This is a genomic window from Streptomyces sp. NPDC012835, assembly GCF_042900885.1.
In the GTDB taxonomy this organism is placed as follows: domain Bacteria; phylum Actinomycetota; class Actinomycetes; order Streptomycetales; family Streptomycetaceae; genus Streptomyces.
On the sequence record NZ_JBIBBW010000003.1, the window covers coordinates 1 to 11,857 of the forward strand.

An 11,857-nucleotide genomic window follows, 5' to 3' on the forward strand; every position below is an offset into this window, starting at 1 on the left:
GGGCGGGGGCGGGAGAGGGCGGGGACGGGAGCGGGCGGGGACGGGCGGGGACGGGAGCGGGCGGGGACGGGAGGGGGCTCGTTCTCCGGGCCGCCCCCCCCCCCCCCCCCCACACCCCCCCCCCCCCCCCCCCCCCCCCCCCCCCCCGCCCCCCCCCCGCCCCCCCCCGCCCCAACCCCCGGGCCGCCCCCGCGCGCTCGGCGGGGGGGGCCCCCCCCCCCCGGGCCGGGGGGGGGGCGGGGGCCCCCCCCCCCCCCGGCCCCACCGCCCCGTGCGCACCGGGTCCCCGCCCGGCGGTCAGCCGAGCCGCTTGACCGCCGCCCCGATCCGCTCGTCCGTGGCCGTCAGCGCCACCCGCACGTGCCGCTCCCCCGCCGGACCGTAGAAGTCACCGGGTGCGACGAGGATTCCCAGCCCGGCGAGGTGGGCCACGGTGTCCCAGCACGGTTCGTCGCGCGTCGACCACAGGTAGAGGCTCGCCTCGCTGTGGTCGATACGGAAGCCGTGCCCCTCCAGTGCGGCGCGCAGGGCGGTGCGGCGGGCCGCGTACCGCTCCCGCTGCTCCCGTACGTGCGCGTCGTCACCGAGCGCCGCGACCGTCGCCGCCTGCACCGGCGCGGGGGTCATCATCCCGCCGTGCTTGCGGATCCGCAGCAGCTCGCCCAGGACCTCCGCGTCGCCCGCGAGGAAGGCCGCGCGGTATCCGGCCAGGTTGGAGCGCTTGGAGAGCGAGTGGACGGCGACCACGCCCTCGTACGTACCGCCGCAGACGTCCGGGTGCAGGACGGAGACGGGCTCGGCCTCCCAGCCCAGCTCCAGGTAGCACTCGTCGCTGAAGACCAGCACATCGTGCTCGCGCGCCCAGGCCACGATCCGCGCCAGCTCCTCGCGCGGCAGCACCGCTCCCGTCGGGTTCGACGGCGAGTTGAGCCACAGGAGCTTCAGCCCGGCCGGGTCCAGCTCGGTGGGGTCGGTGTACGGGACGGGCTCGGCGCCGCAGAGCCGCGCCCCCACCTCGTACGTCGGGTACGCGAGCCGGGGGAAGGCGACCCGGTCGCCCGCGCCGAGTCCCAGCTGCGTCGGCAGCCAGGCCACCAGCTCCTTGGAACCGACCACCGGCAGCACGTTGGTGTGCGCCACCCCTCGCGCGCCGAGCCGTCGCTCCACCCAGCCGGTCAGCGCGTCCCGCAGCCGCGCCGTGCCCCACACCGTCGGATACCCGGGCGAATCGGCGGCGGCCGTCAGCGCCCGCTGGATCAGCGCGGGAACGGGGTCGACGGGCGTACCGATGGACAGGTCCACGATGCCGTCCGGGTGGGCCGCCGCCGTCGCTTTGTACGGCTCCAGCTTGTCCCAGGGAAAGACGGGAAGGCGCGAGGAGACTCGCGGGGAGACTGCGGACACGTGCTCACTCTTTCTCGTACTCGTGCGGCCCCGTACTCGTGCGGGCCCCTATCCGTGCGGCCCAACCGGCCGGCCGGGAGGCCAGGGCCGTCCGGCGGGCCGGGAAACACCTCGGTCCCGCACAGCGGCGAGCCGTACGGGACCGGGGGGCGCGCTGTCAGCCGTTCTGGGGCGGCAGCGCGGCGACGAAGGGGTGGTCGCGCTCGATCAGGCCGAGCTTGGAAGCACCACCGGGCGAGCCCAGCTCGTCGAAGAACTCGACGTTCGCCTTGTAGTAGTCCTTCCACTCCTCCGGGGTGTCGTCCTCGTAGAAGATCGCCTCGACCGGGCAGACCGGCTCACAGGCTCCGCAGTCGACGCATTCGTCCGGGTGGATGTACAAGGACCGCGAGCCCTCGTAGATGCAGTCGACCGGGCACTCCTCGATGCACGCCTTGTCCTTGACGTCGACACAAGGCTGCGCGATGACGTAGGTCACGCTGTCGTTCCTCCTCGATAGGGCGCGGCGGGCCGATCTGCGGCTCCGTCCACAGGCGCGCGGGAGCGCGGCGTCGTCGATGCCCACAACTAGTATCTCCGTTCTTGGGCGCGATCCGAACAGGAGGGGCGGACAGAGCTGTGGAATTCACTACGGGCGGACGGCTTGAGGTCCGGGTGACACCCGCTGACGTGGGCAAACGGGTATCAGTCAGACAGCTGACGAGCGGTGGTCCCGGTACGGAGAAGTTCACCGACACGGTCGGCGTTCTCACATCCTGGGACAGCGGTGTGCTGCTCATCACACGGCGTACCGGTGAACGCGTCCGCGTCCCCGAGGCCGCCCTGGTCGCGGGCAAGGTGGTGCCGGCCGCCCCGGCCAGGCGCCGGGGCCCCGCCGCGACCTTCGAGGAGCTGGCGCAGGCCGGCGCGCGCGCCTGGCAGCCGGTGGAGAGCGAGCGGCTGGGCGGGTGGACGCTGCGGGCCGCTGCGGGCCCGGCGCCCGGCGGCCGGGGGCGGGTGGGCTTCACCCGCCGGGCCAACTCCGTACTGCCGCTCGGGGACCCCGGGATGGAGCTGGACGCGGCGCTGACGCGTGCCCGCCAGTGGTACGGCGTACGCGGGCTGCCCGCGTACGTCCAGGTCGCGACCGGCGCCGCGGGCACCCAGGAGCAGCTGGGCACGGAGCTGGAGCGGCGCGGCTGGCGCTCCGAGGTGACGGCGGAGGTGCGGACCGGCGCGCTCGCGCCGCTCGGGGACCGCGACGCCGACGTGGCGCGGGTCCGCCTGGACCGGGCCTTCGACGAGAGCTGGCTGCGCCGCTACCAGCGGACCGGGACGCCGGGGCCCCAGGTCCGCCAGGTGCTGGGCGCGGGACCGTCCGTCTGGTTCGCCACCATGCCCGGCGAGGGCGACGTTCCGGCGGCGATCGGCCGGTGTGTGACCGACGGCCGCTGGGCGGGGTTCATGGCCGTGGAGGTCGGCCCCGAGTACCGCCGCCGGGGTCTGGCGGGCGCCGTGATGACCGCGCTCGCCCGCCGCGCCCTGGAGGAGGGCGCGTCCGCCGCCTGGCTCCAGGTCGAGACGGACAACGACCCGGCGCGCGCCCTGTACGACGGTATGGGTTTCACGGTCCACCACCACTACCAGCACTTCCGATCGCCCTGAACGGGTACGAGGCCGGTATGCACCCCGAATCCACCGAACCGCGCCGCCGCTTCGCCGAGGAGGCCCGCGCCCGGCGCCCCGACCTGGCGGCGCTCTGCCTGCTCGTGGGCGCTGAGGGCGAGCCGTCCCTCGGCGAGGCGGGGCTCGACGAGGCCGAGGAGGAGCTGGACCGGCTGGCCGGGCTGCTGCCGCACGGGCTGTCCGGGCCGCGCGCCTGGGCGGCGGCGCTCGCCGAACTGCTCGGTGCCCGCTGCGGCTTCCACGGCGGACCCGCCGACTACGGGCGGCTGGAGTCCTCGCTGCTGCCGGAGGTGCTGCGCCACCGCCGGGGGCTGCCCATCCTGCTCTGCGTGGTGTGGATCGAGGTCGCCCGCAGGGCCGGCGGGCGGGTGTACGGGGTGGCGCTGCCGGGCCACTTCGTCGTCGGCTTCGGCGACCCGGAGGGGCCCGGCGAGCGGGTGCTCGCCGACCCGTTCGCGGCGGGCCGGCTGCTGACCGGCCAGGAGGCGGACGCGTTGGTGGCGGGGGCGCCCGGAGCCGGCGGCCCGTCGCCGGACGGACCGGGGTTCACGCCCGCGGGGCCGCTCGACATCGTCCAGCGCGTCCTGAACAACATCCGCGCCTGGGCGGCGGCCCGGCCCGAACGCACCGATGTGGCCCTCTGGGCGGTGGAGCTGGCCCTGTTGCTGCCCGCCCATCCGGCGCGGCTGCGCTACGACCGCGCGCAACTGCTCGTACAGCGCGGGGAGTTCCTGCGCGGGGCGGCGGAAATGGAGGAGTACGCGCGGGTGGTGGCGGCGGTCGAGCCGTCCACGGCGGAGGCGATCCGCCGCCGGGCGCGGGCGGCGCGGGCCCGCCTGAACTGACCGGGCCGCCGTCGAACGGCTCCCCCCCTGGAAACCGGGGGGCCCGGCATCCGGACGAGCGGCCCTACAACCAGCCCTTCTCGCGCGCGATCCCTACCGCCTCCGCCCTGTTGCGGGCCGCCAGTTTCTGGATCGCCGTCGAGAGGTAGTTGCGCACGGTGCCCGGCGAAAGGTGCAGCGCGACGGCCAGTTCCGCGTTGGTGGAGCCGTCGGCCGCCGCCCGCAGGACCTCGCGCTCCCGCTCGGTGAGCGGATTGGCGCCCTCGGCGAGCGCGGCGGCGGCCAGGGTGGGGTCGATGACCCGCTCACCGGAGAGGACCCGCCGCACCGCGTCCGCGAGCTGCGCGGCCGGGGCGTCCTTCACCAGGAAGGCGGCGGCCCCCGACTCCATGGCGCGGCGCAGATAGCCGGGGCGCCCGAAGGTGGTGAGGACGACCACCTTGAGCGCGGGAAGCGCCTCGCGCAGGGCGGCGGCGGCCTCGATGCCCGTCATGCCCGGCATCTCGATGTCGAGCAGCGCGACATCCACGTCCCCCGCCAGCGCGGCGTCCACCACCTCGTCGCCCCGCGCGACCTGGGCGACCACCTCGATATCGGGTTCGAGCCCGAGCAGCGCCGCCAGCGCCTCCCTGACCATGGACTGGTCCTCGGCGAGAAGAACCCTGATCGTGTCCCCGACCGTGCCGCTCATGCACCGGATCCTAGGTCCTGGCCGTCCGGCGCCCCGGTCACCCCGGTCGCCCCGGTCGCCCCGGTCACCCCGGTCGGCGCGCGTGCGACGAGGAGGAAGCCCTTGCGGGAGGTCCGGGTCTCCAGGGTGCCGTCCACCGCCGCGAGGCGTTCGCCCAGGCCGGTGAGGCCGTTGCCGTACGGGGTGGCGGCTCCGCCGCTCCCGTCGTCCTCCACGGTGAGTTCGAGGACCGGCCCCTTCAGGGTCTGGCGCGGGGTGAGGGCGATCACGCAGCGTCGGGCGCCGCTGTGCCGGACGACATTGGTGACGGCCTCCCGCAGCGACCAGGCGAGCGCCGCCTCGCTCTCCTCGGCGAGCCGACCGCCGGACAGCGCGGCGGGCGGGCCGGCCGGGACGTCGGCGGCGACCCCGGCCGCCGCCAGCGCCGTACGGGCACCGGCCAGTTCGCCGGGGAGCGTGGGCCTGCGGTAGCCGGTGACCGCCTCCCGTACGTCCTTCAGCGCCTGGCGGCTGACCCGTTCGATGTCCGCGACCTGTTCGGCGGCCCGGTCCGGCCGACCGGGGAGCATCCGTCCGGCGAGTTCACTCTTGAGGGTGATCAGGGACAGGGAGTGGCCGAGGAGGTCGTGCAGATCGCGTGCGAGCCGCAGCCGCTCCTCGTTGGCGGCGAGTTCGGCCACCGTCGCCCGTGCCTGGCGCAGATCGACCGACGTACGGATCAACTGCCGGATGCCCGACATGGCGAAGCCGCCGAGCAGCGCCGGGATCACCAGGCCGGTGAGGAAGTCGGTCGCGTCGTCCTGGTGCAGACCGAGCAGGGCCATCAGGCCGGTGACGGCGACGATGGTGACCCAGGCGATCGGTCCCGGCAGGGCCGCCCCCGCGGTCACCGAGACATACACGAACAGCACCAGCCACGTGGGCCCCATGGTGAGGCAGAGCAGAACCGCCAGCGCGCACAGCAGGACCAGGGTGGTGCAGACCCTGCGCGGCCGGAACGGCTTGCTGGTGTGCCGGAAGACCATGAGCAGATAGGCCGCCACGAAGACGAGCAGCCCGACCCCGCCGAGCGCGTCGGCCCACGTGGTGTGGTGCGGGCCGAGGAGATCGCTCAGCGGGGCGCCGAGGAAGGTCAGCCAGATGAGGATCCACATCAGCTTGGCGAGGGACTGACGGCGGTTCACCGGTGGCCGCCCCACGGGGACGACGGTCTCGTTGCTCACGCCTTCAGTGTGTCCTTCCGGTACAGCCAGGCCGCGCCGCCCGCGAAGACCAGGAAGTATCCGACCAGGATGGCCACGTCCTCCGGATGCGGAGCGGCGCCCAGCTCGATGGCCTGGCCCAGGCCGGCGTAGGCGTGGGTGGGCAGCCACTCCGAGATGTTCTGGAGCCACCGCGGATACGTGGTGACCGGCAGCCACAGGCCGCCGAGTATGGAGAGCCCGAAGTACGTGATCATGGTGACGGGGCGGACCGCGTCGCCGGAGACCAGATAGCCGAGCGCCACCCCGAGCGCGGCGAAGCACAGGCTGCCCGCCCAGATGACCCCGGTGAGGGCGAGCCACTGCCACAGGTCGAGCCGTACGTCCTTGGAGACGCTCGCGACGACGAACACCACGACGATCGACGGCAGGGTGACCACGGCCGCAGCGGCCATCTTGGCGAGTACGTAGCCGCGTCCGGGCAGCGTGGTGAGCCGCAGCTGGCGCACCCAGCCCTTCTCACGCTCCTTGGCGATCTTCTCGCTGTTGCCCATGAGCACGGCGGTGAGCGCGCCGAACGACGCCATCGCGACCATGTAGAAGGCCCCCATCGGCAGGCCGGTGCCCGGGACCTCGCTGTTGCCCTGCGGGCCCGCGATCATCAGGAAGAGTGCCGAGGGATAGACCACCGAGAAGAACATGAACTTCTTGTTCCGCAGGGTGCGGGCGATTTCGAGCTTGATCAGGGTGTTCACGCGGTCCTGGCCTCCTCGGCCTCGGTGATGGCGACGAAAGCCTGCTCCAGGCCGAGCCCCGCGACTTCGAGGTTGCGCGGGTAGAGCCCCAGCCCGTACAGCGCGTGGACGGTCGCGTCGGCGTCGTGCGACTGGATGCGCACGGTGCTGCCGGAGACCGACAGGGCGCTGAGGAACGGCAGGGCGCGCAGGGCGCTCTCGTCCACCGCGCCGCCGTGCGGGGGTTCGAGGTCGAAGGAGATCCTGCGCGCCCCGGCCCGCGCCTTGATCTCGGCGGCGGTGCCGTCGGCCAGCAGCCGGCCCCGGTGCAGGACCAGCACCCGGTCCGCGATCGCGTCGGCCTCCTCCAGGTAGTGGGTGGCGAACAGGACCGTGCGGCCCTCCCGCGCCCGCTCGCGCATGGTGGCCCAGAAGGCGTGGCGGGAGGTGACGTCCATACCGGTGGTCGGCTCGTCCAGGACGATCAGGTCGCCGGCGCCCGCGGTGGCGAGGGCGAAGCGCACGCGCTGCTCCTGGCCGCCGGAGAGCTTGTTGACCATGCGGTCGGCTATCTGGGTGATCCCGGCCCCGGCCATCACCTCGGAGACGGGGAACGGCCTGGGGTGGAGCGCGCAGGCGAGCGCGACGAGTTCGCGGACCCGCACGTCCTCCATCAGGCCGCCGCTCTGGAGCATCGCGCCGACCCGTCCGGCGGCGATGGCCTCGCGCGGGGTGGTACCGAAGAGGGTGACGGTCCCGGAGTCGGCCTGGCGCAGACCGAGCAGCAGATCCAGGGTGGAGGACTTGCCCGCGCCGTTCGGCCCGAGGAGCGCCACGGTCTCGCCGGGGCGGAGCGTCAGGGTGAGGCCGTCGACGGCGCGTACGTCCCCGTAGCTCTTGCTGACCTTGTCGAAGCGCACCACGTCGGTGGTGCGCACTGCCGTTGTCGTCATACGGCAAGCCTCCACCGGGGACGGCTTCCCCCGGCAGTGCCGCACATCGTGGACCCGGCATGACATCCGTCATCCGGCGGACATGACGGTGCCCCCGCCGGACGGGGCGGGGGCACCGATGCTGCCGAGAACAAGGCCGGTCCGGTCGGCCGGGGCCGGGTCGCCCGGTGCCCGGTCGGCCGCCTCGGATGAGACGGGCGTCGGATCAGCCGGGCGCCCGATCAGCCGGACGCCGGATCAGCCGGACGCCCGATCAGCCGGACGCCGGATCAGCTGGGGTCGAGATCGATCGTCTGCGTGCGCTCGACGGGGGTCTTGCCCCGCAGCGCCTTCTGCATCGCCTGCGCCACGTCGGCGGAGGAGACGGGGTACTGCTTGCCGTCGCCCTTGGTGATGGTGATGCCGTCGAAGACGCCTTCGAGGAGCTGGTCGATGGCGTTCCTGTCGTAGACCTCGACCAGTTTTCCGTCGACCGGCTTCATGGAGAGGATCTTCGGCAGGGACCGGGAAGGACCGAACTGGATCTGTTTGCCACCGGCCTGGATGGTGACCAGACCGGACATCGCGGGCTTGGCGAACTCGTTCATGGCCCGGTCCAGCTCCGCCTGGCCGACCGTCGGCTCACGGGTGGTGACGGGCAGCTCGACCGGGTTCGTCCGGCCCGTCTGGACCTGGGTGCGGTAGGCGTCCCGCGTCGAGATGATCGAGTGGTTGACGTCCAGCGCCTTGCCCGACTTGCCGGGTACGGCGACGGCCTTGTCCGGCTCGAACGTGATCGTCCCCTCGGTGGCGGACCCGGAGGTACCCGCCAGATCGGAGAGCGCGGCGCTGAGCTTCTCCTCGTCCACGAGGATCACCGGCTCGGCGACACGCGCGGCGCCGAAGAGGGAGCCGATCACCGAGACGGGGTTGTAGTCGCTGCCCGCCGCGTCGCGCACGGTGGCCTGGCTGTCGAAGCTGAGTCCGGCCCTGTCCGGGGACAGCTCCTCCGTCTTGCCGCCGATGTCGAGCCGCAGGGGCTTGGCGGCGCGCTCGCCGAGGGTGCTGTCGAGCTTGGCGACGGCCGCCTCGCGGGTACCGCCGCCGATGTCGACGCCGAGGACGGTGGTGCCCTTGGGCACTTCGGAGTGGTTCACCAGCAGGCCCGCGCCGTAGGCGCCGCCGCCGAGGACGACGACGGCCGCGCCGAGGAGGGTCAGCTTCGAGCGGCCCTTCTTCTTGGCGGGCGTGGTCGCCGGGGCCGCCGCGTCCGGGGCGGGGCCGGCGGGCGGGGTGCCCTGAGCGGAGCCGACCGGGCCGGGGAAGTCCGGCGCGGAGAAGCCCTGCTCCTGGCCCGGCCCGTCGGCGCCGGGCCGGGCGCCGGCGCGCGGAGCGCCACCCGGCCCGCCCGTTCCGGGGCCCGAGCCGGGGAAGTCCCCGTGGTGCTCCGGCGGCACCACCGGGATACCGCTGGTGAGGGTGTCACCGGAGACGTGGCCGCCGGGCACACCAGGGCCGCGCTCGGGTACGGGGGCGTGCTGCTGCGGGGTCAGTACGGCGGTGTCGTCGGACATCCGGGGCGCGCCGCCGGCGGGCGGGGTGCCCAGGGAGGCGGGCGGGGTGCCCAGCGAGAGCCCGCCGGTGACCGGCCCGGTGGTCGGACCGCTGGGTCCGCCGTCCGTGCCGGGCGGACGGGTGCCGGGCGGCGGGGTGATCGGGCCCGGTGTGAAGCCGTTGGACGCGGCGCCGGAAGCGCCCGCTTCCGAGCCGGGTCCGTCGAGCGGACCGCCGGTCCCGGACGGGCCGTCCTGGGCGGAGCCCCGGGACGGGTACGGCTCCGAGGGATACGGCGACTCCGCGCGGGCGCCGCTCCCGGAGACGGCGGCGGCTCCCGCGCCCATACCGGCGGCCGAACCGGCTCCCGTGCCGGTGCCCGTACCGGCGGCGGGGGCCGGCTTGCGGGGGGCGAACCAGTCGCTGGTGGGCGTCGCCTTCTCCTCGGCCGGCTCCTGCGGCGCGGGTTCGGGCCGCAGGGGCTCGGCGGCGTCCGCCGGCACCTCGGGCCGGGGGATGCTCGCCGTCCGCTCGGCGGCCGGGACGCCCCGGCCGTTGGTGCTCTCGCCCTCGGCCACGGGCGTACGCATCACGACGGGCGGGATCGGCCGGGATCCCGGGATGTTGATCCGGATACGCGTGGTCAGCGTGGTCTCGGTTCTGGGCTCGTCGGGCTGTGGCGCGGGCCCGGTCTCCGTCTCCTCCGGAGCGTCCTGCTGGGGATGCAGCGACGGATACTGGCGGGTGCCGTACGGCGGCGTCCCCGAGGGGTACGCGGCTCCGCCGCGCCCCTGGGGCCCGGAGGACGAACTGTCAGTTTCACGACTCAAAGCAGGTTCTCCCGGTTGGCTCCGCCGCCCGTTCTTACTGGTACTCAGCTGTTCAGGTCCCCCACCGCCGGTGGCGGAGGGGAAGGCCCGGAGCGCGCACCACCATACTGGCCTCCACCGACAGAGACCCGACGGCCGAGGCAAGCGATGCTCCGCCGACCGTACGGCCGAGGTCAATTCGGCGGCGGCCGGACGCGTCACATCCCAATACGGCCCGACTGAGTGCCCGGTTGCGGCAACCGCGACATCGTGGCACACATCACAGCCACCGCCATCCCGCCGAGCAGGTAGACGAGCGGTCCGACGCCCGCGAGGAAGTAGACCGCGTCCCCCTCGGCCCGGCCGAAGCTCAGCCGGATCACGGCGATCAGCCAGCCGGCCGCCGGGGCGCCCACGCCCATCTGGGTGCCGGTGGCCCGCAGTCCGCCGTAGAAGAGCCCGGCGGTGGCGAGCAGTGCGAGCACCAACCCGCCAGGGAACCAGCCGCCTTGGACGAGCGATCCCGCGATCGCGACGAGCACCCCGAGCACGGCGAGGCCGAAGTACGCGGCGATCCGGGCGGGTTTGACCGGTCCGGCCAGGAACGAGCCCGGCTGCTGCCCGCTCATCCGTTCGCCCCGCGGTTCCCGGCGATTCCGGCGAAGAGGTCGCTCTCACGTTCTCCCGCCGCCGCTCCGGAGGCGCCGTGGACCAACTGGTAGTACTCGGTGGCGAAGATCGGCTGCCCGAGGTCGTTGGAGAGCGCGAAGAACGGGCCGTCCACGGCGATCTGCGTGGCATGGGCGCGCATGGCGGCGGTCTTGCGCTCCCGGTGGGCCGTGCCGTCGATCGCGGCGGTGATCTCCGTGTCGGGGACCACGCCCGGGAGGTCGTCGATCTCCGCGACGCCGGGGAAATCCGCGCCCGACGCGCGCAGCCGGGCGAAGCCCTCCTCGGCGACGGAGCGCGGCACCCGGTTCCAGTAGATCTTGTCGATGGCGTGCGGGGCGCCGGAACCCGGCCGGAAGCCGCCGTCGGCCGCCAGGGCCGCGGCGCGCGTCGCGACGCGGTGGGCCTGGATGTGGTCGGGGTGGCCGTAGCCGCCGTTCGGGTCGTAGGCGACCAGGACCTGGGGGCGCACTTCGCGGATCACCTCCACGAGGTACCCGGCGGCCTCGTCGAGGTCCGCCTGCCAGAAGGCGTTCTCCCGGTCGTTCTGCGCGACGCCCATCATCCCGGAGTCCCGGAAGCGGCCGGGGCCGCCGAGGAAGCGGTGGTCGGTGACGCCCAGCTCTCCCATGGCGGCGGCGAGTTCGCCGACGCGGTGCTCGCCGAGACGGTCGTCGCGGTCGGCCGCCAGATGGGCGAGGTCGGCCACGACGACCTCGCCCTCCTCGCCGAGGGTGCAGGTCACCAGGGTGACAAGGGCGCCCTCGGCCGCGTACTTGGCCATCGTGGCGCCGTTGTTGATCGACTCGTCGTCGGGGTGCGCGTGCACGAGCAGCAGACGGCGGGCGGGTAGATCGGTCATGGGGACAGCCTACGAGGCAGGACGAGCCGGCCCCCCGGCCAGTGGGCGACGGCGTCGGCCGAGGGGCGGTGACCCGGGACGGCGCGTGGCGCTGAACCCGTCCGGGGCGTTCCGGTGCGCGAGGCGCACTAGAACTTGATGCCACCGATCATCCCCGCCACGTTCGTGGTGAGTTCGCTGATGGTGGGGGCGATGGAGGAACTGGCGATGTAGAAACCGAGCAGCATGCAGACCACCGCGTGTCCCGCTTTCAGCCCGGATTTCCGGACCAGCAGGAAGACGACGATCGCCAGCAGCACCACCACGGAGATCGAGAGTGCCACGGCGGTTCACCTCCATAGATATTCGGCCGGGAAAGCACAGCATGCATGTGCCCGGCAGATTCCTACCCACCTATCGCTACGGATCATAACTATCCGTGCGTACGCATCGATCGGTGCACGGCAGCACATGGGGGCGCACGGACCGTCGCGCTCCGGCTAGGTTCGCC

12 protein-coding genes are annotated in these 11,857 nt (G+C 73.8%); 2 read left to right on the forward strand and 10 right to left on the reverse strand.

The window, feature by feature from the left end:
• Window positions 1-297 precede the first annotated feature (297 nt).
• A complete protein-coding gene (dapC, locus tag ACFY6S_RS13345) occupies window positions 298-1,404 on the reverse strand; it encodes a succinyldiaminopimelate transaminase (RefSeq protein ID WP_388815380.1) in 1,107 nt (368 codons plus the stop codon).
• A 157-nt stretch (window positions 1,405-1,561) separates the two neighbouring features.
• Complete coding sequence (gene fdxA / locus ACFY6S_RS13350) at window positions 1,562-1,882, reverse strand: ferredoxin (protein WP_114622457.1); 321 nt, start codon at window positions 1,880-1,882, stop codon at window positions 1,562-1,564.
• 140 nt (window positions 1,883-2,022) lie between these two features.
• On the opposite strand from fdxA, the gene ACFY6S_RS13355 reads away from it, so the two are divergent.
• Window positions 2,023-3,048 carry a GNAT family N-acetyltransferase gene (locus ACFY6S_RS13355; protein WP_388815383.1) on the forward strand — a complete coding sequence of 342 codons (1,026 nt, stop codon included), beginning with the start codon at window positions 2,023-2,025 and terminating at the stop codon, window positions 3,046-3,048.
• A 17-nt stretch (window positions 3,049-3,065) separates the two neighbouring features.
• Window positions 3,066-3,914 (forward strand): transglutaminase-like domain-containing protein, encoded by an 849-nt coding sequence (locus ACFY6S_RS13360; protein ID WP_388815385.1) that lies wholly within the window; start codon window positions 3,066-3,068, stop codon window positions 3,912-3,914.
• Window positions 3,915-3,978: 64 nt separating this feature from the next.
• Here ACFY6S_RS13360 and ACFY6S_RS13365 read toward each other — a convergent pair whose 3' ends face one another.
• The 8 genes from ACFY6S_RS13365 to ACFY6S_RS13400 all read right to left on the reverse strand — a co-directional run bounded on the left by ACFY6S_RS13365 (window position 3,979) and on the right by ACFY6S_RS13400 (window position 11,690).
• Window positions 3,979-4,605, reverse strand: coding sequence for a response regulator (locus ACFY6S_RS13365; RefSeq protein ID WP_388815387.1), 627 nt, complete (start codon window positions 4,603-4,605; stop codon window positions 3,979-3,981).
• Complete coding sequence (locus tag ACFY6S_RS13370) at window positions 4,602-5,759, reverse strand: sensor histidine kinase (protein ID WP_388817887.1); 1,158 nt, start codon at window positions 5,757-5,759, stop codon at window positions 4,602-4,604. The genes ACFY6S_RS13365 and ACFY6S_RS13370 overlap by 4 nt, the downstream gene beginning before the upstream one ends.
• A 65-nt stretch (window positions 5,760-5,824) precedes the next feature.
• Window positions 5,825-6,562: an ABC transporter permease gene (locus ACFY6S_RS13375; protein WP_388815389.1), complete on the reverse strand. Its 738-nt coding sequence runs from the start codon at window positions 6,560-6,562 to the stop codon at window positions 5,825-5,827.
• The gene (locus ACFY6S_RS13380) at window positions 6,559-7,494 is read right to left on the reverse strand and encodes an ABC transporter ATP-binding protein (RefSeq protein WP_388815391.1); all 936 of its coding nucleotides are present in this window, start codon (window positions 7,492-7,494) and stop codon (window positions 6,559-6,561) included. The genes ACFY6S_RS13375 and ACFY6S_RS13380 overlap by 4 nt, the downstream gene beginning before the upstream one ends.
• A gap of 269 nt (window positions 7,495-7,763) precedes the next feature.
• Window positions 7,764-9,857 carry a hypothetical protein gene (locus ACFY6S_RS13385; RefSeq protein ID WP_388815393.1) on the reverse strand — a complete coding sequence of 698 codons (2,094 nt, stop codon included), beginning with the start codon at window positions 9,855-9,857 and terminating at the stop codon, window positions 7,764-7,766.
• 197 nt (window positions 9,858-10,054) lie between these two features.
• The gene (locus ACFY6S_RS13390) at window positions 10,055-10,465 is read right to left on the reverse strand and encodes a DUF6113 family protein (RefSeq protein WP_388815395.1); all 411 of its coding nucleotides are present in this window, start codon (window positions 10,463-10,465) and stop codon (window positions 10,055-10,057) included.
• Window positions 10,462-11,367, reverse strand: a complete 906-nt coding sequence (mshB, locus tag ACFY6S_RS13395) for an N-acetyl-1-D-myo-inositol-2-amino-2-deoxy-alpha-D-glucopyranoside deacetylase (protein ID WP_388815397.1) — start codon at window positions 11,365-11,367, stop codon at window positions 10,462-10,464. The genes ACFY6S_RS13390 and mshB overlap by 4 nt, the downstream gene beginning before the upstream one ends.
• 128 nt (window positions 11,368-11,495) lie before the next feature.
• On the reverse strand, window positions 11,496-11,690 hold the full coding sequence (locus tag ACFY6S_RS13400; RefSeq protein ID WP_388815399.1) for a hypothetical protein: 195 nt from the start codon (window positions 11,688-11,690) through the stop codon (window positions 11,496-11,498).
• Window positions 11,691-11,857 lie beyond the last annotated feature (167 nt).

What these genes read in the sequence shown, in the direction of transcription:
- ACFY6S_RS13360 (WP_388815385.1), top strand. Translation starts at nt 3,066, where the DNA reads ATGCACCCCGAATCCACCGAACCGCGCCGCCGCTTCGCCGAGGAGGCC.
- ACFY6S_RS13365 (WP_388815387.1), bottom strand. Translation starts at nt 4,605, where the DNA reads ATGAGCGGCACGGTCGGGGACACGATCAGGGTTCTTCTCGCCGAGGAC.
- ACFY6S_RS13370 (WP_388817887.1), bottom strand. Translation starts at nt 5,759, where the DNA reads ATGTGGATCCTCATCTGGCTGACCTTCCTCGGCGCCCCGCTGAGCGAT.
- ACFY6S_RS13380 (WP_388815391.1), bottom strand. Translation starts at nt 7,494, where the DNA reads ATGACGACAACGGCAGTGCGCACCACCGACGTGGTGCGCTTCGACAAG.
- ACFY6S_RS13390 (WP_388815395.1), bottom strand. Translation starts at nt 10,465, where the DNA reads ATGAGCGGGCAGCAGCCGGGCTCGTTCCTGGCCGGACCGGTCAAACCC.
- mshB (WP_388815397.1), bottom strand. Translation starts at nt 11,367, where the DNA reads ATGACCGATCTACCCGCCCGCCGTCTGCTGCTCGTGCACGCGCACCCC.